Here is a 25425-nt window from a genome sequence, read left to right on the forward strand (position 1 = left end):
ACCCTTAAGCTTTAGTATAAAAAGTTGATCTACCTTTATTGTGTGGCAGGAGCAAGCCTAAATTTACCATTTTTGATAAATCCCTAGAGGCAGTAATCTGGCTTATTTTAAACATCTTGCAAACTTCTTTATTTGAAATTTTCACTTCTGGGTTGTTCATTTTTTCCATTATGCTTTTTTGTCTATCCGAAAGTTTATAAAAGTTGGGAGAAAATTTTGACTTTGTTGGATCTGTAACTAGTTTCAGTGTATTTTGATAACTTTTTTTGACTCCTTCGGTAAAATATTCAAGCCAAAAGGTTGCATTCTTGTCTTTTTCAATAGACTCTAGGGCTTCTTTTAAGGAAACTAGGTCTGATCTGTAATAATCCTCCAAAATTAAAAGTCCACGCAGGTCGTAGCCATGTTTTGAAAACATCAGGTGGGAAAGTAACTTGGCAACTCTCCCTGTCCCGTTCTCGAAGGGGGACAATTTAGTAATCTCAATTTGCAATAAACCTGCCTGAATGACTGGGTGATCATTTCCTGATTCTATAAACTTTAAAATATCAGCAACTTCACTTTCTTTTGATCTAAAATATGTTGAAGTAGAACCAAATACAGACTTACATGAGATGTTGTAAATTTCTAGTATGTTTTTTGAACTAATCTGTGATTTTGAAGCCGTCCAATATTCTCGAATCAACCTTAAAGTTTCAATATAGGAAACAACTTCTTTCTGGTAGTCGTTTAACTTTTTAGGTAGTGGTTTAGACATTAATTTATAAGCTTGAGTTTTAGTGATTGGATTTTTAGCTAACGTGAGTCCCCAATAAGCCTTTTCAATGTCTGATTGATACTTAAGTAAATTTTCTGTTCTAGGCTTTAATGGGGTAGTTAATATCTGAGTTCTTAACTTATCGACTATACTTAAGTTTTCTTTAATTTCTTCAGATAAATGATAAGACAGATTTATCATAATGGGTAGTATCAAATAATCATATCACTATCACGTCAGGTCGTCAAATTAATATGTAGTCGCATTAGATGAGGCTAAATATACAAAATGAGATAAGAATACGATAAGATAACTTGAAAACAAAATGCCTATTGACAACCTATTTTAAAAAGGAACATACTATTATTGTTGGTAAGGAGGTGAAGTGATTAATATATGTTAAAAAACATAGGCGCAACAGAAATCATTGTAGTAGCAGTTTTATTGTTAGTTTTCTTTGGAGGCAAAAAGCTTCCTGAGTTAGCTAAAGGCATCGGAGACTCTATTAAAGAGTTTAAAAATGCTGTAAAAGGAAAGTAGTAAAAAAAATGTATTCTGCCCAATACAAATTACGTTCGATAGTTACCACTCTCATAATGGGGGTGGTAGCTTCGTTTTTTAATCCTTCAGTTACTTTTGCTACCAATGTTTCAGTTTGTAACCCCGGAGAGAATTGTACTGTTGGCGAATATCTATATGATGATGAATATCAACCAGACACAGGTGCAACTTGTAACTTAAACTCAAAAAATCCTGATGGAACAGCTTATTTAACTAACCAATCATTATCAAGTACCGCAGATGGTTGGTATGGTCACACATTCACCACTCCAACAACAACTGGTTATTACCGTTCAGAAATTTGTTGTACTGCAGGATCTGATTATTTATGTATAGATAAAAGTTTTGAAGTTAAAGAAGAGGTTGCCGGTGGTAGTAGTTTAACTACTAATGATATCGCCTCAGCTGTTTGGGGTTATAGTGGTAGGACATTAACAGGCTTTAATAATATAGTCTCTGATGTTTGGGGTTTTGCCTCAAGAACCTTGACTAGTGGCGCAAATATTACAACTTCTGTTTCCTCAACTGAAGTAACTAATATTAACACAGTAGTTAATGAAACAAGACTTTTATTAGAGCAGTTAATTAACAAGCCAATAATTGAAAATAGCCTTGAGGAAGTAGAGGAAATAGACCTAGGACAAAGAATAAGTGATAGTAAAATAGCCACAAACGAACTATATGTTAATCTACTCTTGGTTAACACTGCTTTAACAAAAACCAATAAAAATTGGAAAAATCTAACTGATAGACAGATTTTAGACAACCTAACCGAAGCTAAAAATCTATTAGGGGATGAGCCTGATTCATCAACACACAACACCATATTTGGAAAAACCAATCTCTTAAGAAGTGCTTGGGGATTTAAAGAGGCTGATGACTTATATGAAGAGGCAAAGGCAGTTAAACAGGCAATAAATTACACAATAACAGGATTATCAAGTTATGGGAAAAGCAGTACACTTCAAAAAGAAGTTGTTAGTGCTATAAATTACACCAACTCATCTGAAAAGGTACTTGCAAGCTTAAACAAAAAAATTTCTGAAACAGAAAGCTTGTCCAATTTGATTGATAATAACTTAATCGAAGTAAACAAAGTTTTGGGCCTTTGGACGACCTCTTCCTTTTTGGAGCTTAAAAATAAAACAGACAGTCTCACAAAAAACATAATTGCTATAAATAAAGTCCCCAAAGGCCAGCAGGTAATTGAATCTATCTATAGTGATATAACAGGAGAGAAAAAAGTTAAAAACAAATTACTGGGCTTAAGAGCGTTACTCTTTGCTAATAAAAAACTATTAATAGATGGCCAAAAAACAGCCTTTGCTGCAAATTGGTTGGAAGAGGGTAGTATTGTAGTTAAGACATTAATTACTAATCCTTCAAATTTAATTAGCCAGGAAGTACCTCTAAAGTATTATTTACCAAAGGAAATAAAAGAGGAACACATTATAGATGTTGATACTGGCGCAGAGGTAAAATATGATCCTGAAAAAGATCAGTTCTATATCAATGGAACATTTACATTAAAACCAGGTGAAACAAGGACAATCAAAGTTAGACTCGAAGACGTTTGGCAAATATCAGAAAGTGAAATTGACAGTTTACTTAAACAGACTGAGGAGTTAACGGGAGTTTTAGAAAAAACTGCCTACTTTGCACAAGGTATAACTCTAAAAAGTGAAATTGATATAAACTTGACCAAGGCTAAAGACTTTTTAGATGATGGTATTACACCTGAAGCCAAAATCAAAACCTATCGTGAAGCAGAACTGCAAATAATATCTGCACAAGAAAAAATTTCTAAATTAACAGATCTTGTAACACTTGCTCAGTCATCCGGTTCAATCTTAGGGTTTGTAGGTGGTTCACAAGCAATAGGTGTTTGGGGAATAGTAATTGCCATAACCACAGGCTTTATATTTATGACAATTTATATGAGAAAGCTACTTAATCCAAAGAAGGCAGTTACTGTTAACGCTTCACATAAGGGGAAAGACAAGCCTAATCACTTTGATAAAATAGCAGTATTTTTAGTAGTTGCAACTATTTCAGGGCTACTTTCTTCAATTACGGTTAAAAAGTTTGTTGTTCCACAACAGCTATCGGCAAAACAAACAACACAGGTCTTAGGATCTACTACAGTTGACTACAACCAACTAAAAGCAGTAGAGTTAGTTTCCATTGATGGAGTTGTTAAAGTCTATCAAGATGAGGGTACTGAAACAATTGCAGAGATACTTGATTCAGGCAAGCTTGCGGTAGAAGTTGAGAGGGGAGAGAAAAGAGTAAAAGTGGTATTTGACCAGAAAGAGATTTGGGTCGGGTTGGAAAATGTCTTAGTTAGATCCAACTGAGTTAAATAGATAGTGAATTAAGATAGCAAGTATAAGTCCAATTGGCCATAGATTTGTCTTTCTTGCGAAATATTGCATAACAAGAATAGTTGTAATGTGCATTGGTGTGACTAAAAGAAATCTGGTTGCTGATTTTCCTATTCCACCCACAATGGAGTACTCGGGGTTTAAAAGGTAAAAAATAGCTTCTGAAATAGAGAAAAGAAGGCCTAAAATGATGGCTACTTTAGTAGTGTTAGCGTATTTTGCCAAGAAAAACTTAAAAACTTCTTCAATGATGTGGGGGTAGGGAAGAAAGTTTTCAACTAAAAGGATAATAAAAGGAAAAACGAGAGCAGAGACATATTCCATTATGCTTTTTGTGTGTGATTACTCTTCTGACTTGTTGTTTACTGCTTTTCTAAACTCTTTAATTGAGTCTCCAATACCTTTTGATAGTTCTGGTAACTTTTTACCACCAAAAAGAACTAAAAGTACTATAGCAATAACAATAATCTCAGTTGTACCTATGTTTTGTAACAATTTATATCACTTCCTTTCCTTTTTTTATTATTTATCTCTGGACCTTTGCGTATATTCGATTCAATAATAGCGTAAGTTCAAACAAAATTACAAGTGGTAAGGTTAGGAGTATGAGTGAGAAAATATCTGTAGGTGGCATTAATGCCGCAAAAATTAAGGCAATCATATAGGCAATTGGTCTTTGTCTAATAAAAGTCTGAAGTGCAACAACTTTAAATTTCATCAATAAACTCATTGCAATTGGGTACTGGAAGGCAAGACCCATTAAAGAAGAGGTCACTAAAATTTGACTTAATAGTTTACTGATATCTAGCATATTACCAATATCTAATTCAACAGATTTTGAATAAAAAATGGTAACTACATACTTCATCATTAAAAAGCCAAAACTAAATCCAGCCAGAAACAAAAACACTGATAGAGGTAGAAAAGCAATTATTGATCTGTACTCTTTTACTTTCAGGGCTGGTTTAAGAAATGTCAAAAATTGATATATTAAGATTGGTATTGTTACAATTGTAGCTATTAAAAATGAAGAGCTGACTGCAAGATTTAAGAATTGGAAGGGTGAAGTAAAAACAATATTAACACCATCCAGATCTATAAGTCCTAAGATGAAAACAATAATTTTTTCGTAATAGAAAAAACCAATTATTCCAAAAAGAAGAAAGATAGACACTATAAAAAGTAACCGCTTCCTGACCTCTGATAAAAGAGGGAAGTAACGATTTATATTCTCTTGGACATTTGTTGAGATATTGTCACTCATTTTAAGAGTTATTCATTCATTGATTTTTTAAATTCACGTATAGCAACTCCAATGGATTTAATAAACTCTGGTAATTTTTTACTACCAAAGAAAACAATGACCAAAATTGCTAAGACAATTATTTCTGCTGTTCCTAGTCTAGACATCAAATAACACCTCCCCCCATTTTTATTTTTTCAACTTCTTGTGTGGCTTTGGAATATTCTTTTTTGATTTTTTTTAATTCTTTACCAGCTTGACCTGCATTTTTGGCTACATCTGAAATTTTCTTGCTACCAAAAATAACAATCAGAATTAGTACAATTAAGATAACTTCAGGCATACCTATGTTTCCCATTAAAGTCATAATAGTCTAACTATTTTAGAGAAGCAAGAGTGGCTTTAAGCTTAGTGGCCTTTAAGACTTGTCCTGCAGTACCTGCCGTTGTGTGACCCGCAATTACTTCATCCCAGACGGCGTCAGCTATGGCTGAAGCGGACTCACCACCGGCAGGTGTTTCTATAAATGTTCCTGTCCCTGCATCTCTAGTTGATCCAAGACTGTTACCTGAGAAAGTGTGGTTTAATCTGACACCTGTTCTTACGACTCCTGATCCAACATCAACTCCATAACCAGTGTTATTGAATATTAGGTTTGTTTCAAAGATGTTATCGGATATGTCAGTACCTGCCAGATCAATCCCATCAACCCCATTACCTGAAATAATTGACTGTCTTACTTTTAAGTTTGTTGTTGTATTCCCAATTTTAATTCCAGTGCCTCCACAATCTTCAATAACACAGGTATCAACTACACTTCTGGCTGAAGAACTAATATCAATTCCATCTCCGGTTGCCTCGTTTACCCAACAATCTTTAATTAAAACATTACTTCCTGTTATCGTAATACCATCATCAGTACCACCATTGTCAGTTTTTACAAAAAAGCCCTCAAACTCTACTGAGTCGGCAGTTATGGCAACTGTGGCTGTTCCGGGTGTACTTGGAACCATCTGAAATGCATAACCTGCACCCCTTACTTTTAATCCCGCTTTAGTGATTGTTATCTTTTCGTCAGTAGTAGTAATTCCACCTGTGCTTGTAGAAATTGCAAAAACAATGTCTCCAGCACCTGCAGTTGCTAAAGTTTGGGCTTTGTTAAATGTGGCAACTGCTGTTGCGGGGGATAGCCCATCATTAGTATCGGTTCCGGATGTGGGATTCCAATAAAAAATGGAACCAACTGCAGATTTCCTGCCACGTAGAGCTTCAATCATATACATCATTGCGTAATCTGAACTTGATTGAACCAAAGTAGGGGAGGACGATTGAGATATAACAACTTGAGTAAATGCAGTAGGATAAATTGGATTGTTATTATATTGATTTATAGCAACGATATTACCACCAGACAAAGTACAAAGGATCGTTTCTGGACCACTACGAGCCTCAAAAGCAAGCCTCCAGTCATTAATTAGCTCCATTGTAATACCTACATAAGCACCACCACCCAAGGGCTGTTTGCCATAGGCGTTAACAATAGTTCCATAGTCAAGATTTAGAAGGTTTTCTTCATATAGTCTTATTTGGTTGACTAAATCTTGCACATCAAGTGAGGTCTGAGGACTATCGACCTGTATTATTTTTTGTGCTTTTAAAAATGTAAGTGATGCTGCCATTTTAGTTAATTAGATAAATAGTTAATTAGATAATTAGTTAAGCTTCATAGAAACAAGATACGTTTATTATTTTAATCAATTTCTTGCCTTCGAGCTTGTATGAATAATCTTGATTAATTTTCATAGCTAGGTATTTCTTATTTATAATTTTGTCCGTTGTGGACTCTTGAATAAAGTTTTGTTTTTCTTTATTTAGTCTAAAGTTAGTAACCTGAAGTAGAGAGTTATTTGGTAGATTAGATATATCAAAGCCACTCAAATTAACAACTTTTGTATCATTATTAAGATATTTTGGAAAAACTAAACTAATCAAACCCCTATCAAAAAGAGCGATAAATGTCGCAATATCAGGTGCAATAGTAACCGCTAACTCTTTGGCATTTGGTGTTTCGTGGTTTTCGATTAGGTACTCAATGTAGTGACGATTTATCAAAACCACTTCTTTTTTTTGATTTAAACAAAAAAATATTAAACTATCCTTATATTGAAATATTGGTTTTAGCTTTAGGCTTTTAAATATTTTATAAATTCTTTCATTTATCCCAACTGACGATACGTCCATAAGTTTTGGATCGTTTGGTAGAAAGAATCCATTCTTATTAAAAACCCTAAAACCACTATTCGCTGCAATATTTTTGACTAGGTTAATAGTGATTGAGTCGTCGGGGTGGGTAAGCAGGGTTAATTTACTGTTTCTAACAGCTAATTCGGCGCTAAAAGAGGTATTTGTATAGATTATCTCAATTTCTTTTTCTGATTTTGTTTTTACAGAAATGTCTCCAGTAAAACTAATTAGATAGTCACTAATTTTTTTGATAATTAGGGTCAAATCTTGACCATTTCTTTCTGGGATAAGAAGATAGGTAACCATATTTTTATAAAAATTTCTTTGCAGTTTTGATATCTTTCTCCAAGACCTTTATCATTTCTTGGACTCTTTGGTGTTCATTTTTTTCTTTTTGTATAGCTTCTTTAAAAACCAGAATATTTTTGATTATCTTCTCCTGATATTTTTTAAGCTCAACTATACCGTAACCCCTAATTTCAATGACCGCCTTGGGGTTATAATTTGGAACTAACTTAACTTTATTTATTTTTTTAAGTCGTTTTTTCATACTTTATTGTTATTTATCCTTAAAGTTAGCCAACAGCTTCGATTATGGCAATCATCTGCATAAGCCTAGCTATTTGAGATTCACCCTTTTGTGCTTCCTTCTGAAGAACTTGAATATTTTTCCTAATATGGTTAACTTCTCTTTCTAGATCTTCCTTTTTGTATCTTAAAGCTTCTTCTTTGGTGACTGGCATATCTGAATTCATTAGATAATGATACCACAAATCTTTATGAGGTTAGCTTGGTCCAGAATGATTTATTCTCGTCTTCGCTTTGTTCTTGAAGCTTGCTTTTGCTTATAAATTTACCATCTGGACCTCTAGTAACGTTTTGGGCAGGGGGAGTGAGAATAGATTCAGACTCTACTGTTTCAGTGGTTTCTTCAACCTCACTTTCTTTTGGCTCTGGTTGAAATAACCCCTTTTTCTTTTTATTCTTTAGTTCTTTTTTTCTATTTTCCTCAAGCCTTATTCTTTCCTGGTTGGCTTCAATGGAGGTGTCGATCATTTTTTTGACTTCAGCCATTGATTCGCCTCTAAAAATCACGTTACCGTATGCATTTCTGGCAATGTGCATAATTTTATCTCCATTTTGTGATAGTGAGAATTCGTATTTTTTATATATCATATTAATTTTTTAGATTATGTAAAGATTGTATCACCTGATCTAATGACAGAAATGTTTGTTGGGTTTGCACCAACAACACTTGAGTCCTGTTCAAAAGGTAAGATATTACCGGCATTTCTGACTCTGGCTCTAATAAAGATATCAGGGTCAGTTGTACTATGAGTAATGGTTACAGACTCGGTTCCTGGTGTTCCTGATGAGCCTGTAGTTTCATAAACATCTATAAATGGAACATACCAAGTATCTTGTGGTGAAGTGGTTGTGGCAACTGGGAGTGTGTTTATTTCATAAGTGCTACCAGTTGTAAAACCTGCAATTGCTGGAAAAATAGTAACTTGGTTTGCACTTGTAACTTCCGTTATGTATGAAATTCCGGCAGGTGAAACACCCCTTATGAGGTCACCAACTTTGGCATTAGTGAATACACCAGAGTCAACAATCGTTGTGGTGTTTGATGTTGCATCTGCTGTTAAGCCTGTTGACGAAGCTAGTGTAAACGTTGATCCTGTGTAGCTTGAATATCTCATTCTAAATTCAGTATTTGCTGAAGTATCAACAAGTCTAATTGTTCCACCAGTTGATTTACCTGGAGTATCTGCCGTAATTGTTGCCCCCATTACTGCAGTTGTTGCCCCTGCTGACTGAACTGTTGCGTTGTATTCCGTTTTATCAATATCTCCACCCGAGCCTGTTAATCTAAAGACTGCAATTTTATCTCCCTCTCTAGTGTTACTGACTGTAACAGTGGCTTTAGTAGGTGCGACACGCACAATACCATTGTCGTCAACAAGTTGAAAATTGTTAGCATCTGCCGTCAAATAATCTTCCAAAACTACTCCTGGTGCACAGAAGAACTTACCACCAGCGAATGTCCCAAATGGCGCTGAGGCAATAGGTGTAACTGCTGTTGCTGAACCATCTATTTCTACAGTTCCTGCTTGTGAACCTGTTAGGGTGTGGGTGGTTGCATGTGTTGCAAATGTTCCACGACAGTTTCTAAGTGTAATGATTTTATCTGTGGTATTAATATTGACAATTGTACCTGTAGCACCTGATGTCTCTTGGGTAACAGTATCACCATCAACTAATGTACCAGTTACAGAACCAGTGTAAACTAAACGATAGTCGGATCCGATATAGAACTGTCCCTGCACTCCGTCAGTTGTGGTAGTTCCTGTTTCTCCACGTCTGGTTGAATATTTACTAAATTGATAGACGTCTGCAAGTCCGTTTTGGTTACAGTCTATGACAATTGAGTAGTTTTCAGGTGTTCCATTTTCGTCAATATCATATGATCCACCGGTTGCCAAGCCACCGTGGACAATTGTTGGTGGGCTAGCAAGGTCTGCAGGACCATAAACAGACGAGGAACCATCGATACTTCCAGTTTTTCCACCAGTTGCTGTAAAACCCTCATTGTTTGAAAGATCGGTGATAGGGTCACCAATTAAATAATATTCAAATGTTCCCGTCGCTGCAGCAGCACCCACTGATACTGAAGTGACAACGGCACGGGCAACACTGGAAATTGTCAACACATCACCAGCAGCTAGTGTTGATCCGTTTCCGCCATCAAAGTTAATTTGCTTATAACCTGTTTGGTTATCTAAATCATTACCTGTCTGAAGAGGAATAGGGTTACGACCTCCGTTAGTTAAGTCCACACTGTAATACGAGTATGACTTACTATATTGTCTAGCAAAAACCAAGATATATCCCTCATCTGTTTCAACACCCAATTCTTTAACATTAATTAAAATATCAATGTGTCCATCGCCCCACCAGTCTGTTGAGCCCTTGTAGGCTACCAGATTTGCACTGTTCTGGTTAATATAAATATGGGTATTACTCTCGATTGTACCAAGTGTGTAAATATTACTCCAAAGCGATTCACCAGCAGAAACAGAGGCAGATGATTGAGTTGCAGTATGGGCATTACAAGTGATTGTTCCAGATGTTGAATCCCAGTCATTGGCGGATGCAAAACTGTCAGGTCTAATCCAAAGAATACTTCCAGCTCCTGTTCCTTTAACATCTAAAAGTGTTCCGGCATCACCATCTGCGTGTGTTATATCAAGGCCAATGTCACCCGCAACTATGTCAGTGTTATTGCATATAACTTTGACAATACCAACATTTGAACCCGTGACTCTATCCCAGTTTGCAGTTTTTAAAGCACCACCTGTTAAATGTTCAACTGTCGTGCGGTCTATAAACCATGGATCTTTGGCTCCAGAGTCAATAATTCCAATTGTGTACTCAGTAGGGGTCTGTGCCGACATTGGGACACCATCGTCCATTTGGGTTAGTTCGTCAAAGAGATCTTGAAGGGCAGAATATAACTCGTTTACTGTACGAGTTCCTGTTGCTGAACCAGTCCATTCTATGCGTTTTTGCCTGTTTTCTACGCCATAATAGACTGTAAAATCTCCACTTAAAATAGTATCTGCCATACGTTAATAACTAGTTTACTCTATTTAGTCTATGCCTTGTCAACTGACATTAACTGTATCAAATAAGTCGGAATTGATACATTTAGTCGCTAAAAGTTGTAGTTTAAAAAATTTACGTTCAAATAGAGCTGTTTTAGGGGTTTAAAACAGAAGACTTTGGAGAGTCAGTTTCAACCTTGAGTTCAGTCCCTGTTTGGGGTATTAAAAAGTTGTATATAGCAAGTAAAATGTAAACAATGATGGGTATTAAAAGTAAAACTCCAGCATAGGAAATTGCCAAAGTCCAAAGTACTGGGGTAACAGTAGAACTGGTTGCCAAAATTTGAAATGCATATATTTCTGCGACAAATCCTAAAACTAAAGAAATTAAAGCTTTTTTAAGATACTGACGTTCCATAATAGAAAGTATTAAGGTCACAGAGAGCATAATAGCAACGGATCTGATAACAACTGCAACAAAAGTCATAGGATAAAGCTTGAAATAACTCTCTCTTAAAAAGAAAAGGGGACTGGTGACTACTAAATTTAAACTTCCTGCAAAGTAATCAAGCGCATATGCAACTATAAAAAGACCAAGTGTGATTACGAAAACTACTTCCTTTTTCATATTTACAATATAATCTATGAAGTCCCGTTTGTCTACTTGACAAATATTATATTAATAGTTATACTTTTAGTATAATGCAGTTATATAAAAGAAAGGTTTTTGATAAAATTGAGCCCTACATAGGTGATGAGACAGTAATTGTGCTTCATGGGGCAAGGCAGGTGGGTAAAACCCATATTTTGTATTATTTACGCGAATGGCTTAACATAAAAACTAAAAAGAATTTTTATTATGATCTGGAATACCCTGAATTATTAGAATTTTTTAATAAAGGTGCTGATTCTTTGATCTCTAAAATTACAGATGAAGGGTATAAAAAGGGTGAAGATTGTTATGTGTTGATAGATGAAATACAGTATTTAGATAATCCAAGTTCGTTTTTAAAAATTATTGCTGATCATTATAAAAATATTCATCTTATTGTTTCAGGTTCATCTACATTTGAAATTAAATCAAAATTCAAAAACTCACTTGCGGGGAGAACTGTTTCTTTTGAAGTTTTTCCATTGGATTTTGAGGAATACTTAGAATTTTTAGGAGTTAATATAAAAATAACAGACCCATTATCTGAAATTACTACAGAAAAACTAAAAGAATTATATTTCAAATTTATAAAATATGGCGGTTATCCAAAAGTTGTGCTTGAAAATGATGAAGAAAAGAAAAAACAGTTGTTATTACAGCTAATCGATACCTACATCAGAAAAGACATAAAAGACCTTGCAAATATTAGTGATATTAAGAAATTTAACAATATGTTAAAAGTATTAGCTTCACAGTCTGGGCAACTATTGGATATGCAGTCACTTTCTCGAGAAATTGAGATATCCTTAATTACGCTCAAGAAATATATCTCAATATTAGAAGAAACTTATGTTATTAAACTTGTTTCCCCATATAGTAAAAGTGCAAGTGTTGAAATAACTAAAACACCGAAGCTATTTTTCTATGATAGCGGTTTGCAGTCTATTTTATGGATGAACAATTTCCAAGATGTTGTTTTAGGTTCTGTTTTTGAAACAAACATCTTTGGGGAACTATCTAAGGTATTTGATAGAAAAGATATTTCATTTTGGAGAACTAAAACTCACATGGAAATAGATTTTGTTATTGAAAAAAACATGGATCCATACATACCAATCGAAGTAAAATTAAATTTTGGCAATTTCAACCAGAGAGCAATTAATACTTTTAATAAAAAATACAAACTTAATAGTTGGAAAATGATTGGATTAAATGGTAAAAAAATAAATAGTAGCTTTATTTATCCGAAGGAAAATTTTATTTATCCTTGGGAGATTAAAACGCTAGTATAATTAATTTTCATTTTAAACTGTCGTGTCTTCAATCATTGAAATGGTTGTTGAGAAACCAGATGAAGTAATTGTTCCGACAGTTGAAGCGGGGTAATATCTTGTAGTATCACCACCTGACGATTTTCTTACCCTAATATAAACGTCAGTATTGCCTGTGTAATTGTAGCTTTCTGTTGCAATTCCACTTGCGTTTGTATCTTCATTCATAAGCTGTAAGTCATCGCTGGTTCTATAAATTGCAGTTTGTGCGTTTTCAATTGGATTATTACTACCGTCAATAACTGTTATTGACAGAGTAACGGCATTTTGCACTATTACTGTAGCTCCTGCCGTTCGGATTGAGGGTGTAGAACCCCCCCCAATAATACTGACCGTCATACTACCACTTGCAATATTTACATAAATAGCCTCGTTTCCAGTACTTCCATTTGTTTCTGCATAACCTGTAAATGTAACTCCAGTAAGTGTCATATCAGTTGCAGTTCCACTTATTTCAATGGCGTGTTGCGTCCCAGTGGTTTTTGTAAAGGTTGAATTTGAAACATTATCAGCATCTCCAGGCGAAGCAGAAGTAACTTTAGTATTGTAAAATTCACAATCGATTAAAGTTGCGCTGTTCTGCGTGAAGCTCGGACAATCTATAAAGACCATGCCGTTCAATGTGACAGTTGAGCGCAGGGTGACATTTGCGCCAATAACAGAAGTACCAGAGAAATCTATGTCCGCAGATGCGCTGTGACTCGCATTGAAGCGCCAGTAGTACGGAGTGTCCCGCGTGAATACGCAGTTAGTGAAGTGAATGTAATCGTCTGACCCTGTACCGTAGAACTCTATACCCAACTTGCTGTCATCTACATGACAATCCACATAACCGTTTGCTGGATCGGCTTGTCTAGACCATTGAAATGTTCGAAGGTTAATCTCTATTCCGATTTTTTCATTACCACCTATCTGGAGAGGTATCCAGACTGATACAGCAGAACCACTTTGGTTAAGTACGGGGATATATCCACAACCACCGTTTACTGCAAAAATCAGATCATCGAATCTAAATGGGATGGTTGAAGAACCGCCCGCTAGAATTGCAGTACGCAACTCCCAGAGTTCATTCCACAGAATTGCTGGGGCTCCATAATAACCTGAGGAACCAAATTGCACGAGATCAAGTGACGCGAAGTTTGGTGTTCCTGCCGAACTATACTGACTTGTGGAATATGAGGGTTGTACAAGCCAGTTCACGCGAGCGTTTGGTGTGTCTGTTTTACTAAACTGGCCTCCTACGACCCATGCGCGCCAGTTGGATGTGTCCGATCCAGCAAGAAAATATTTACCACCACGAGCCACTGTTCCCGAATCAAGATAATCACGCGGAGCGAGATGAAGGAATGTTCCAAAAATGAGATCACCTGTCGTTACATCTTGTGTCGCGGTCATATTAATTTCTATGGCATTGAGGGCAGTTGTGCTTGATGCTCCCGCATTTCTCGCTGAACCACGGAATGGGTTATATCCGGAGTCAGCCGTGGTAGTAATAGCTATCCCAGAAACTGTTTTGCCTGCAACGGAGGTGATGGTATTACTGCCCACCGCCGCATAAGTCCCACGGTCAATAGCCCCTGTTGTACCTACAAGTGGAGAAATAAGAACAGACGGTACGACATCGAGCGGAATATAGGGTGGTATGCTTGTACCACTTGATCCATCTCTTACCTCCACCATACCCGCTTTACCATCATCCTGACCTCCACTCCACATACTTGGTGCTGACACTGTTGTTGATGTTGTAGGTTCAAATGAGTATGCTACACAACTCCCGCCGTTTGCCGCATCACCGACAAATATGTTAACCCATGGTGGTAAATGTGAGGTGCCTATAGTAGTATCCGAAAAGCGGTGGGAAAATAAAAGCGCATTTGCTTGTGATGTGGTTATATTAACACCGGTAAAGGGCAAGGTACTACTTGTGGCGCCATATGCTGTTGAGTTGGGAACAGCGTCGGCAACCGTTGTACCATACACATCTCTGATAGAAATGACAGTGCCAACACACGTGTCAATAGCAAGTGGGAAAGTCACGTTTTCGGAAGAAGAAGTTGCCCGCAGCGCATAAACTCCACCACCAGCACCGGTACTGGTAGATGACCGGATCAGTGTCCAGTTGCTTGAAGAAACAGGGGTGCCGACAGAGGTGCTTGGAGTTGTGAATGTAGCAGTACCGTCTTTCCCAACGAACGCTAGAAGTAAATCTCCCGCCTCATGCACGGGCATATCCATAACCATGTTCGCGGTAGTCGCCGCTGCGTAAATTGTTGTTGCGTAGTCACGAATTCTAGCCATAGGTCCCCCCTAAGAGATTCTTAAAAATACTTTTGATACATTGGCTATTTACGTTTATGATAAATGTCAAAAACGATTCTTCTGAAGGTGTTACAATAACTGATTTAATTTTTCTACCATTTATCATTTTTTGATATTTTTAATTGCTCTTTTGACAAGTTGATCAAGATCTAGGTCACTTTTAACAATATAATCAGTTGCTCCTCTTGTTCCGTCTTCTGATTCAGTTAAATTTGAGGCAACAATAACGGGTATATTTGCAAGTTTGTTGTCATCTTTGACCCTTCTTAAAAATTCGTAACCATCAATTCCTGGAAGTAAAATATCAAGAATAATAACATCAGGCAGCCACTCGTTAAGTATGACCAACCCCTCTTCTGCGGTTCTGACTGTTTTTACCAAGAAATTAGATTCTTCAAATTTATATTTCATTGCCTTGTTTATAAATTTGTCGTCTTCTATAATTAATACTCTTTTTTTCATATTCAAATAAATTAATTGGTTATTTTAATTAACACCTTTTTCTTTTTAACCATATATTTATCTTAGTGGAATTGACACTAAAACTAAAGTTCCAGTTTTAGTGTTACCTAATTTAATATCGCCTCCGTGGGCTTTAATAATTAGTTTTGATAGGTAAAGCCCCAGTCCTGCACCTTCAGTATCAACCATTTTTGCATTTGTTGCTCTTGAAAACTTGGCAAAAATATTATCTCTTTCATTGACGGGTATTCCTATACCATCGTCTTTTATTTTAATTACTATACTATTATTTGATTTATTGATGTTAATCTTTGCAAGCCCTTCTTTGCTAGAATATTTAAAAGCGTTGTGAATTATGTTATATATTGCTTGAAAGAAAAGTTTTTCATCTACTTCTAATTTATATATTTTAGCTTGACTTACTAAGTCATATTTTATGTTTTTACTATTAAACTCCTTACTGATTTGTTTTAACGTATCAGTTACTATTTGGTTAAGATTTACCTCTTTTTTATCAAGTTCTATCTTGTCATTTTCAAGCTTAGTGATATTTAAGACGTTTCCTATCAGTTCAATCATTCTTTTAACTGATATGTGAGTATCTTTAAGTATTCTTCTTTGCCTTGAGTTTAGCTTGTTCTTAGAATCTTTAAGTAATATTTCTGTAAACCATTTTATAGAAGTTGCAGGGGTTCTTATTTGATGAGAAATTAAAGAAATAAAGTCTTTTCTTAAACTGTCAAGTTGATTTAGTTTATCTATAGTTTTTTCAATTAGTGAGTTTCCAATAAAAAGGCCGATTATGAGAGAAAATGCGGTAATTACAACTGAAATTAATATGTTTTTTATAAACTCTATCTGTATTTCTTTTGCGATGTCGCCTTTAGACTTACTGGCCACAATGTATAGACCTTGATCATTTCCTCTAAATATCTCCTTATAAGCATATATTCTTGGTTTACTATCGATCCCTGTCGTTTCTATAAGACCTTCGTCTTCGTTAAGTAAGCTTAATAGGGGGTCGTTTGGAAATTCTTTTCCAATCAAATTTTCAGTTTCAGGTATTCTCGCTAGAACTACACCTTTTTTATCAAGAACTGTAACAACTACGTTCTTATCTATTTCAAGATTTGAGATGAGCTCATCTAGCCAGTCGAGATTTAATGTGGCAAATACAACACCACCTCCACTGTTTAAAAGTGGATAGCCGAAATTAATACTGGCTTTGTTGGTTGACCTACTTATTACATATTCACCAATACTATAATCCTTGGTTTCAATTGCTTTTTTGAAAAAAACTCTATCGGAATGATTTATATCTCCATCTGTTTCTATAGCAGAACAGATAAGATTTCCTCTTATGTCAGTCACTCCAAAATTTCCGTATCTACGGTATTTTGAAAGGAGCTCGGATAAGTAGGTTGCACACTTATAATCCTTACTCATTACTTCTGGTACTACTGAAAGTGATATTAACAACTGCCTTGCTGACTCAACAATCTGAATATTTTCGGATGCCACTATTTGAGTGACATTACTGATATCTTTTTTTGCCTCACTTTCAGATTTTTTATAGCTAGTTACGTTTAAATAGATGACAAATAAAAAGATTGGTATTAAGGTTAAGGTGTTTAATAAAAATATTTTTTTCCTAATCATTTATATTTACTATAGTACTTTAAATAACACCATTAGTCTGTAGAGTCGTCATGAGCGAATATTCATTTGATGGTTCAATTTAAGTTTATGCTAAATGATATTCCAAATACTTTGAGTTGTCTATCAGGCGTTTGGATCTTCAGTTAGAATAATTGTAGTGCTAAAACCTTCATTAGTAATTGTACCAGTGCTTGAGGTTGGTATGTATTTTGGACCGCCCGATGAAGCTTTACGGACCCTTATGTATATGGATGTGTTAGAAACATAATTAAAGTCTTCAGTTGCAATACCTGAGGCATTGGTATCTTCATTCATAAGTTGTGTGTCGTCAATTGATTTAAAGACTGCTGTTTGAGCATTTTCAATTGGGTTGTTGTTTTTGTCCACTACGGTGATAGTTATATCAACAGTGTTATTGATATTGACTGTGGCACCAGCAGTTCTTATGCTTGGCGTGCTACCACCACCCGAAATATTAAGTGTAACTATTCCACTGGCGATGTTGACATAAATAGCCTCATTGCCGGTTGAACCATTTGAGGAAGCAAAGCCGGTGAAACTATTACCAACAAAAGAAATAGTTGAAGCTGCACCGCTTACTTCGATAGCATGACCTGTCCCTGATGAAATAAAAGTACAGTTAGAAATATTATCCAGGTCACCTAAGGTGGCAGAGGTAATTTTGGAGTTGGAAAAGGTGCAGTCGTCAATGACGGCGGAGTTTTGCGTGATGGTGGGGCAAGTGGTAAAAGTCATACCGTTAAAAGTGGTGACTGCTCTAAGTTGGACATCTCCTGCACCAATAATGGTGAGTCCTGAAAAGTCGTAGATGGCGCTAGCTGATGAGGAGGAGTGAATACGCCAGTGATATTTACTTTGGCTGGAAATCACTGATGAGCGGTGAATAACGGTGTCGGTAGCGCCTGCGTAATAGGTAAAACCCACTGTGTTGTCAATACCATTGTAGTTGACTATTTTTTTAGAGTAGTTTTTTTGACTGGGAAATTCGATGGCGGTTGAGTCAAGGCTAAGATAGAGAGGATTAGTTCCGCCGTCACCAAACTGAATGGCCTGCAAACAAAGCATTTGTGATGAACCTTGTAAAATAGAGGAGTAGCGATTTTTGTTATTGGCGGCAGATTTGACAATAGCAGGAATATCAATTGGTTCTGTGGAGTTGCCTCCTACTAGGGCAAATGTATCCATTGCCCAAGTAGGTCCAAAGGCTACTTGTTGAGTTAAGACACCAAGTCCTCCTGTCCATATGCCGTAACGTCTAATATCGGAATTGGTGATTGTGCTATTACTGTCAACCGTATCTGTGTTAGATGCATTAATTACAATTGGTACAACAGATCCAGGTGGAGTTGCAACGTCAGAGCCGTGTACTTGCCAGATTTTATAGTTTTGTCCTGCAGTGGTACCTGATTTCATACCAAACCATACTCCTCGTCCAGATCCTAGGGTAGACAAGCGCTGATTTTGTACAGGGGTTGCGTGCCTAAAGTGAGTTAGGATGTTTCTTTCCCCCACATTATAGCGTGAAGCTGCAACGACTCCCTCTGCACCACTAACTTGATTGGCGGTTGCTGCATTGGTTACTCCAGAGAAAGACATAAACGAACCCTTGTCGTTGCCGATATCGACTACGGCAGTTGCGACTGTTGCATCGTTGGCGGTTTTACCTGCTAAGGTTGTACCCCAGTTGGTATCGGCGGTTGCAGCAATAGCACTGTTACCGTCATATGCAATACCGAATGAGGGGGTGATATAAATTGAGTCATCGCTAGATGGATATGGGGGAATTACGGTCGCACCTCCAGATGGCTGACGAATTTCAATAACCGCCTTGGTTCCACTACCCGAGACCATGGCGCTGGCTGTGTAGGCAGTGGTTACACCAGTGCTACGTTTAAAAAACCAACCTAATCCTAGACCTTCGGCTGAGCCATCAACTTTATTTTCTTCTTGTAAAACAGAGTTGACAAAGTGAATGGATGGGGCTGCGGCAGTACTGGTGACGAGAGTTAAAACCAAAGAGTTGGAGTCGGAAGTGGTGAGAGTTGGTAGAGCAATGGCTGTACCTGTTGAAGTTGTATTGGTTTGAAGCATTGGACTACCACCTGTATAGGATTGGTAGGCGTCTCTAATTGCGACCACGATACCAGAGTATGTTTCGTTGACGGTTGAAGTAAAAGCTACATCACCTTCACCGGATGCGGCGGCATATTTCCAGTAAACTGTGGTAGAACACGAGTTGTTACGGTTGAATAAGTTGTTCCATGACCCCACACCATTGGAACAACCCCAAGTAGGGGTACCAGTATCGCCCACACAGATAGCGATGAGCAAGTCATTTTCCTCGTAAGCGCAGATGGGAATAGTTAAACCTGCATCTGTTGTGACACTTTCGTAGGCAAATGATGAGTCGCGTATTGCAGGCATAATTATAATTTAGAATATCATATTGAAATAGTCATATATCAGGTTTGTTCTATTTGGCCAGCCAGTGGTTGCATTGGTAAAGTCTGAAGCTCCCTTGATATATCTATATGCTCCAGTCGATAATTCTTTTTGTATAAACCATGCACCGTCTTTATTAACAAATCCATAATAAGTATCTGTTCCTGTGTCATCAACCTCTGTGATGTTATATCCATCTGTTGGCTTTTTCTCAGATGGGTCAATTTTTACACCCGCTGAATCTTTAATAGATATGGTTCCTGGTCCCGGCATACTTCCAAAGAATGAGGCTTCTGCTTTTCTGGTAAAAACAGTTAAAAGAAAAAGGGAACCACCTGCAGCACCTATTAATTTTAAAAACTTTCTGCGTTCAGGGTCATAATCTGGGTTTTTAATCTTTTTTATTTGGTCGGGAATAATATCCAAAACTGGTTCAATTGATATAACCTTTTGCTTGACAGGTAGTATTGCCACCAAAAAATAAAACGCAAGTGGGGAAAACACTAAAGCAATAAAAAGTTCTATAAAATTTTGTGAAGACAGCATTCCTGTTACCAGCATAAAACTGGTGATTATAAAAGAGTAAAATACTATTAGTTTTCTCATATGTTATATAAATCTATAGACCGAAATTAGGGACAATACAATTAGAAAAGAAATAAAAAAGAAAACACTTCTTTTATGCTTTGCTAAATGAAAGTCATTATTGTTTGTCAAAAAAGTTGTTAGAAAATAAACGGGAATGGGTAAAAATATTATTGATAGTGTGGAATTAGTAATTACAGAACCAACTAGTATAAAAATAGAAAGTATGCAAAGTAAAAATAAAAATAGCTTGTTCATATTATTCTTGCTTTAAATTTTTTACAAGATTTGAAAACTCTTCAAAAGTAGTGGTTAGACCTAAAACTTCTCTTAAGGCTCTGATTTCTGCCTTAATCATGGTTAGGTCGGCGGTAATGTCGTTTTCATTTACTACAACGTTTGCGTTTTCAGTAGAAATAGGTTTGTCTGTTGCAATAACTTGCGGTGTTGTTTGTTGCAATGAAGTTACCTTCGCTGTGTCCTTTAATACCTTAATAGTATAAATGTTTAGCCCAATTGCAAATAGAACTAATATTAGAATTGCAAGCAAAACCCTTGTGTATTTATCCATTTTTTTTGTTATTATAAATATACCACTAATCCCATGCTTAAGTACACAAAGAATCCATTTTTAATAAGTTTCGCCTTTTTACTATTTTCGATTCTTTTTCTTTCAATATTTTTTAATAAAATTTCAAGAGATAAGTTGGTTGAACAAATCCAACACAGGCAACAAATGTCAGTTAGGGCCGGTGCGAATTCAGTAGAAAGTTTTTTGACCTCTGTTGGTAGTATGACTACGCTTTTAGCAATTGATCCAAGAATTGAAGCTTTTGACGAGTTTATAAAAGCTTGGCAAGATGAAAGTATTTCTGGAGTTGTGGCAGCTGATAAAAATGGTCTTGTTTACTTACATTCTGAAAGGGGTAATGTAGAAAGCGAAGGTCAATCAGTAATAGAAAGGGACTATTTTGAATGGGCAAGAACAGCAAAAAAAGGTGAATATAAAGTTTTCCCTGCAATTGTCTCGAAGTTGGGCTCATCTAAGGGTAAATATATTTTACCAATTGCATCACCGGTTGTAAAAAGTGACAACTTTGATGGGGTGGTTGTTGTGGCAGTTGTTTTGTCAGACTTGGTAGAACACTATATTAATGGTTTGGAAATATTAGAGTCAAGCGATTATTATCTAGTAACCAATAGGGGAGAAATTATATATTCAACAATACCTAGTTTAATTGGCTATAAATTGGAGGATTTGTTAGCTAATAAATTTTTAGGTTCACAAATAATATATGACCTGATCAGAGAAGAAATGGCCAGTGAGGGTGACACTGTGCTAAATTTGGCAATTCCGAACTCGGATAGAAGTCATAAACTAGAACCATATTTAGTTAATGCTTCTACAATAAAACTAGCAGACAGAAACTGGAAACTAGTTACAACAACACCTGAAAATGATTTAAAGGCTTTTACCTTTAACTTTTATAGTAATCAGATTTTGGTAATATTTATTACTGTGGCTATTTTTATAATGTTAACCTTAAGAGCTTCAAAACAAACGGGCTACGACCAAGCAGTAGAAGATGAACATCAAAGGCATAACTTAGGTAAACACTCCAAATCTTGAAAAGTTCCACTGTTATTTTAAAAATCTTTTAATATTTTGCCAGTTGACAGTTATGTACCAGTTAATTATATTGTGAATAGTTAAAGTAGGCAAAAGATATGGATGACAAACCAACAAAAATAAAAGTAAAACTAGAAAGTCTCCCTGATTTATTGACTGTTCGTGAAGTTAGTGACTTGCTTCGTGTTTCACCGCTTACAATTAAAAGATGGGGTAAAAGAGGTAAACTTCCTGCAATTAGAATTAATTCAAGAGGGGATAGACGTTATAAAAAAGAAGCAATACTTTGGCTTCTGGGTATGCAGGCCAAAGACTAACCCTCTTTACTTCTTGATATGTTTCCACTTTTGGTATATAATTATACTGATTATGGAAACGATAAAATTGTTAAATAACAAAAATGTTCCATTGTTTACTCTAAATGAACTTGGGGGTATTTTTGCTATTTCAAATAGGGGGACTCTTTATAAAAAAATTGAGCGCCTGATAAGTAAGGGTATATTAAAATCGCTTACAAAAGGTAAGTATGAATATTTACTTCAAAATACCAACGATTTTACAAGAGCAAATTTTTTATATCAAAGTTCATATATTTCACTTGAGTCCGCACTTTCTTTTTATTCGATAATTACACAATTTCCATATGAAATAACATCTATTGCAGTCAAAAAAACTAAAAATATTACATCCAATGACAAGATGTTTTCGTATGCTCAAATTAGTCCTAATTTCTTTTTTGGATATGAAAAAAAAGAAGATTTTTTGATTGCAACTCCAGAAAAAGCATTACTCGACTATCTATATTTTGGAAGTAAAGGCTTAAGAAAAATAGATTTAGATGAAATGGATCTATCTAAAATTAACAAAAAGATTTTTAATAAATGGGGAAGTATAATGGGTGTTAAATATAGATTATGATTACTAACATACAACTAAAAGATTTGTCAAAGTTTTATAAAATTGATGAATTTACAATTTTTAGAGAATATTTACAAATTCTAATTTTAAGTTATATCTATCAAGAAAGAAAAAGTGAAAAAATTGTTTTTAAAGGTGGAACTGCATTGCGATTAATGTATGGATCGTCACGATTTTCTGAAGATTTGGACTTTTCGACCACTTTGACATTTAAAGAAATTAAAGACTTTGTTCTAAATTTAGGAAATAAGACAAAAAAAGAATTGCCCGAGCTAAAGTTTACAGAAATTTACCAAGGCAAGGAAGGCCTTAGATACAACATTAAATACGAATCAAAGATTTTCAAGTTTCCTTTAAATTTAAGACTAGATTTTCATATTGTTAAAAGTATTAAAAATATTGATAAGAGTGTTTTGACAACTAGATTCCCAGTCCTTATTTTCCCAACAATTTATCATTTGAATAAAAAAGAGATACTGTCAGAAAAACTTAGATGCCTTAAAACACGTTTTAAGGGTAGAGACATTTTTGATATCTGGTATTTATTTTCAACAGGAGAAGTTATAAGTAATAAAAAATATAGTGAAACTTATAAAAAGAATATTCAAGAATTTGATGACAACGACTTAGCTCGTGATCTTGGTAAATTTTTACCACTATCTCAAAGAGCAATACTGCCAGAACTTAAAAAAACATTATTAAAGTATTTTTAAATAGAATATGCAAAAAAGAAGCAATATTGTGGCTCCTGGGTATGCAAAGTAAGGATTAAACAGATTGGGTTGTTATTTTTCAATCCTTTTGTATATTCCACAATTTTGAATAAACTCCATTTTGATTATTGAGAAGTTTGTTGTGTTTGCCAACTTCTACAATTTGACCTTTATCCATCACAATTATTCTATCTGCCTTTTTGATAGTTGAAAGTCTGTGGGCTATTATAATTGTTGTTTTGTTTTTGGCATAATTCCAAAAAGCATCTTGGATTAGTCTTTCACTTTCTGAGTCCAGATGGCTAGTTGCTTCATCAAAAATTATTATGTCAGGATTACTCATAATCATTCTGGCAATTGCTAACCTTTGTTTTTGCCCTCCTGAAAGTTTGATACCTCTTTCTCCAACATTAGTTTTATATTTTTCTGGCATACTTTCTATAAAATCAGATAAGTGGGCCATTTTTGCTGCCCCTTTAAGTTTAGCTCCATATTTTTTGTGTGAGTTATCTCCATAACTGATGTTGTATCCAATAGTGTTATTAAAAAGGACAGGTTCTTGGGGTACAACACCAAAAAAGCTACGCAAATCTGACTTGTTAAACTTTTTAATATCAATACCATCAATTAAGATCTTTCCTCGTTCTGGGTCAAAGAATCGCATCAATAGCTTTGTAATTGTTGTTTTACCACTTCCACTTCTACCAACAAAGGCTACAGACTCACCTTGATTGATTTTTAAGTTAAATTTTTTAATTGCATTTTTAGTACCTCCAACATATGAGTGAGATACATTTTTAAACTCAATATTACCTGTTACAGATTTAATATTAACAGGGTTTTTTGGTTCTTTAACTTCTGTTTCATAATCTAAGATACTAAAATATTTTTCAATATCAGCATAGTTCTTGGCTAAATCTCTAAAGCCCCAGATTAGATCCCAAAGTTTTGGGTAGAAGTTGCCTAAAAAGCCTGTAATTAAGACAAAGTCTCCAACAGTAAGTTTTAATGAAACAGTTTGTTTAATTGTTGCATAAAGGACAAAGAAAATACTGATGTTGATTATTGCACCCATTGTTCCGTCAATAACTCTAAATGAGTTACCAAAACCCCAGAGAGTTTTTAGCCAAGGAACGAAATTTCCTCTTAATCTGTTTTCTTCCCATGATTCTTTAGCAAACAATTTTACTGTTTCAAAATTAATCAAGTTGTCTGTAATAATTCCTGAGACGTCATCCTCCTCTTTGTTAAATGCCTTTCTTTTATTCATGTTATTTGTTATCAAAAACTTTGTAACAAGTAATGTAACAACAAGTGAAGCCAGAATCATTAAAACAATATAACTATCAATCCCAGAAAAGAAATAAATCATAACTGCAAAACTTATTGCAACGCCCAACATCTTGTGATGTATGTCGTGGAAGAAAGAGTAAAATGAACCATCACCCCTTTTAAATGCTGAAATTAACGACCCTGTTGATTTATTGGCGTGAAATGCAAAGTCAAGATCTTGTACCTTTTTAAATATTGTAGTTCTAGCATCAATTGCAGAACTAAATAATATTATATCTCCTACCCAAAAACTTGCCATGTCAGTAACTACCGCGGAGACTCTAACTGCTATATAAATAAACAAAATGTTGAATAACAAACTTTCATTTAAAGAGGGGATAGCATCTACAAATAGTTTATAAAAGTAAGGATTTAGGGAAAATAATATGTTTGAGACAATAACAAGCAAAATAAAGCCGATAAAAATCAGCCACCTTTTAAGCAAGAAGCCATAGAACGTTTTTAGTATTTTAAACATATTAAGCGAGGCTAAATTATAACATATTGGAATTAATCATATAACTTGACAAAACTGCTACTTTATTCTAGAATTAGTCATTAACT

27 protein-coding genes are annotated in these 25425 nt (G+C 35.3%); 7 read left to right on the plus strand and 20 right to left on the minus strand.

Annotated elements, in window-relative coordinates:
* Positions 1-4 precede the first annotated feature (4 nt).
* Positions 5-958: a hypothetical protein gene (locus QY322_04275; GenBank protein WKZ25566.1), complete on the minus strand. Its 954-nt coding sequence runs from the start codon at positions 956-958 to the stop codon at positions 5-7.
* 195 nt (positions 959-1153) lie between these two features.
* On the opposite strand from QY322_04275, the gene tatA reads away from it, so the two are divergent.
* A complete protein-coding gene (gene tatA / locus QY322_04280) occupies positions 1154-1297 on the plus strand; it encodes a twin-arginine translocase TatA/TatE family subunit (protein WKZ25567.1) in 144 nt (47 codons plus the stop codon).
* Positions 1298-1305: 8 nt separating this feature from the next.
* The gene (locus QY322_04285; protein WKZ25568.1) at positions 1306-3675 is read left to right on the plus strand and encodes a hypothetical protein; all 2370 of its coding nucleotides are present in this window, start codon (positions 1306-1308) and stop codon (positions 3673-3675) included.
* On the opposite strand, the gene QY322_04290 is transcribed toward QY322_04285, so the two are convergent.
* The 12 genes from QY322_04290 to QY322_04345 all read right to left on the minus strand — a co-directional run bounded on the left by QY322_04290 (position 3658) and on the right by QY322_04345 (position 11425).
* Positions 3658-4026, minus strand: a complete 369-nt coding sequence (locus QY322_04290; GenBank protein WKZ25569.1) for a hypothetical protein — start codon at positions 4024-4026, stop codon at positions 3658-3660. The genes QY322_04285 and QY322_04290 overlap by 18 nt on opposite strands.
* A gap of 18 nt (positions 4027-4044) precedes the next feature.
* On the minus strand, positions 4045-4197 hold the full coding sequence (locus tag QY322_04295; GenBank protein WKZ25570.1) for a twin-arginine translocase TatA/TatE family subunit: 153 nt from the start codon (positions 4195-4197) through the stop codon (positions 4045-4047).
* A gap of 31 nt (positions 4198-4228) precedes the next feature.
* Positions 4229-4966: a twin-arginine translocase subunit TatC gene (locus QY322_04300; GenBank protein ID WKZ25571.1), complete on the minus strand. Its 738-nt coding sequence runs from the start codon at positions 4964-4966 to the stop codon at positions 4229-4231.
* Positions 4967-4974: 8 nt separating this feature from the next.
* On the minus strand, positions 4975-5112 hold the full coding sequence (locus QY322_04305) for a twin-arginine translocase TatA/TatE family subunit (GenBank protein ID WKZ25572.1): 138 nt from the start codon (positions 5110-5112) through the stop codon (positions 4975-4977).
* The gene (locus tag QY322_04310) at positions 5112-5312 is read right to left on the minus strand and encodes a twin-arginine translocase TatA/TatE family subunit (protein ID WKZ25573.1); all 201 of its coding nucleotides are present in this window, start codon (positions 5310-5312) and stop codon (positions 5112-5114) included. The genes QY322_04305 and QY322_04310 overlap by 1 nt, the downstream gene beginning before the upstream one ends.
* Before the next feature lie 10 nt (positions 5313-5322).
* Entirely contained in the window at positions 5323-6624 is a 1302-nt protein-coding gene (locus QY322_04315) for a right-handed parallel beta-helix repeat-containing protein (GenBank protein ID WKZ25574.1), read from the minus strand.
* Between the two features lie 37 nt (positions 6625-6661).
* Positions 6662-7495, minus strand: coding sequence for a hypothetical protein (locus QY322_04320; GenBank protein ID WKZ25575.1), 834 nt, complete (start codon positions 7493-7495; stop codon positions 6662-6664).
* Positions 7496-7499: 4 nt separating this feature from the next.
* Positions 7500-7739, minus strand: a complete 240-nt coding sequence (locus QY322_04325) for a hypothetical protein (GenBank protein WKZ25576.1) — start codon at positions 7737-7739, stop codon at positions 7500-7502.
* A gap of 25 nt (positions 7740-7764) precedes the next feature.
* Positions 7765-7944 carry a hypothetical protein gene (locus QY322_04330; protein WKZ25577.1) on the minus strand — a complete coding sequence of 60 codons (180 nt, stop codon included), beginning with the start codon at positions 7942-7944 and terminating at the stop codon, positions 7765-7767.
* Between the two features lie 22 nt (positions 7945-7966).
* Positions 7967-8365 carry a hypothetical protein gene (locus QY322_04335; GenBank protein WKZ25578.1) on the minus strand — a complete coding sequence of 133 codons (399 nt, stop codon included), beginning with the start codon at positions 8363-8365 and terminating at the stop codon, positions 7967-7969.
* A 14-nt stretch (positions 8366-8379) separates the two neighbouring features.
* Positions 8380-10818 (minus strand): hypothetical protein, encoded by a 2439-nt coding sequence (locus tag QY322_04340; protein ID WKZ25579.1) that lies wholly within the window; start codon positions 10816-10818, stop codon positions 8380-8382.
* 133 nt (positions 10819-10951) lie between these two features.
* Complete coding sequence (locus tag QY322_04345) at positions 10952-11425, minus strand: hypothetical protein (protein ID WKZ25580.1); 474 nt, start codon at positions 11423-11425, stop codon at positions 10952-10954.
* Between the two features lie 74 nt (positions 11426-11499).
* Between QY322_04345 and QY322_04350 the strand changes: the two genes are divergently transcribed.
* Positions 11500-12741: an ATP-binding protein gene (locus tag QY322_04350; GenBank protein WKZ25581.1), complete on the plus strand. Its 1242-nt coding sequence runs from the start codon at positions 11500-11502 to the stop codon at positions 12739-12741.
* A gap of 12 nt (positions 12742-12753) precedes the next feature.
* Here the strand turns inward: QY322_04350 and QY322_04355 are convergent, their stop codons facing one another.
* The 6 genes from QY322_04355 to QY322_04380 all read right to left on the minus strand — a co-directional run bounded on the left by QY322_04355 (position 12754) and on the right by QY322_04380 (position 20839).
* Positions 12754-15078, minus strand: a complete 2325-nt coding sequence (locus QY322_04355; protein WKZ25582.1) for a hypothetical protein — start codon at positions 15076-15078, stop codon at positions 12754-12756.
* A 123-nt stretch (positions 15079-15201) separates the two neighbouring features.
* Positions 15202-15561 carry a response regulator gene (locus tag QY322_04360; protein WKZ25583.1) on the minus strand — a complete coding sequence of 120 codons (360 nt, stop codon included), beginning with the start codon at positions 15559-15561 and terminating at the stop codon, positions 15202-15204.
* Between the two features lie 57 nt (positions 15562-15618).
* The gene (locus QY322_04365) at positions 15619-17220 is read right to left on the minus strand and encodes an ATP-binding protein (GenBank protein WKZ25584.1); all 1602 of its coding nucleotides are present in this window, start codon (positions 17218-17220) and stop codon (positions 15619-15621) included.
* 123 nt (positions 17221-17343) lie between these two features.
* Complete coding sequence (locus QY322_04370; GenBank protein WKZ25585.1) at positions 17344-19665, minus strand: hypothetical protein; 2322 nt, start codon at positions 19663-19665, stop codon at positions 17344-17346.
* Between the two features lie 9 nt (positions 19666-19674).
* Positions 19675-20289: a twin-arginine translocation signal domain-containing protein gene (locus tag QY322_04375; protein WKZ25586.1), complete on the minus strand. Its 615-nt coding sequence runs from the start codon at positions 20287-20289 to the stop codon at positions 19675-19677.
* Positions 20290-20527: 238 nt separating this feature from the next.
* Complete coding sequence (locus QY322_04380) at positions 20528-20839, minus strand: hypothetical protein (protein WKZ25587.1); 312 nt, start codon at positions 20837-20839, stop codon at positions 20528-20530.
* 33 nt (positions 20840-20872) lie between these two features.
* Here QY322_04380 and QY322_04385 point away from each other — a divergent pair, with 33 nt between their 5' ends.
* From QY322_04385 to QY322_04400, 4 genes are all read left to right on the plus strand, one after another.
* Positions 20873-21898: a cache domain-containing protein gene (locus QY322_04385; GenBank protein WKZ25588.1), complete on the plus strand. Its 1026-nt coding sequence runs from the start codon at positions 20873-20875 to the stop codon at positions 21896-21898.
* A gap of 98 nt (positions 21899-21996) precedes the next feature.
* A complete protein-coding gene (locus tag QY322_04390) occupies positions 21997-22215 on the plus strand; it encodes a MerR family transcriptional regulator (GenBank protein WKZ25589.1) in 219 nt (72 codons plus the stop codon).
* Between the two features lie 52 nt (positions 22216-22267).
* Entirely contained in the window at positions 22268-22816 is a 549-nt protein-coding gene (locus QY322_04395; protein ID WKZ25590.1) for a hypothetical protein, read from the plus strand.
* A complete protein-coding gene (locus QY322_04400; protein ID WKZ25591.1) occupies positions 22813-23529 on the plus strand; it encodes a nucleotidyl transferase AbiEii/AbiGii toxin family protein in 717 nt (238 codons plus the stop codon). The genes QY322_04395 and QY322_04400 overlap by 4 nt, the downstream gene beginning before the upstream one ends.
* A 79-nt stretch (positions 23530-23608) precedes the next feature.
* Here QY322_04400 and QY322_04405 read toward each other — a convergent pair whose 3' ends face one another.
* On the minus strand, positions 23609-25339 hold the full coding sequence (locus QY322_04405; protein WKZ25592.1) for an ABC transporter ATP-binding protein: 1731 nt from the start codon (positions 25337-25339) through the stop codon (positions 23609-23611).
* Between the last annotated feature and the right edge of the window lie 86 nt (positions 25340-25425).

The organism is bacterium, assembly GCA_030583725.1.
Classification (GTDB): Bacteria; Patescibacteriota; Microgenomatia; order UBA8517; family UBA8517; genus JAUYMM01.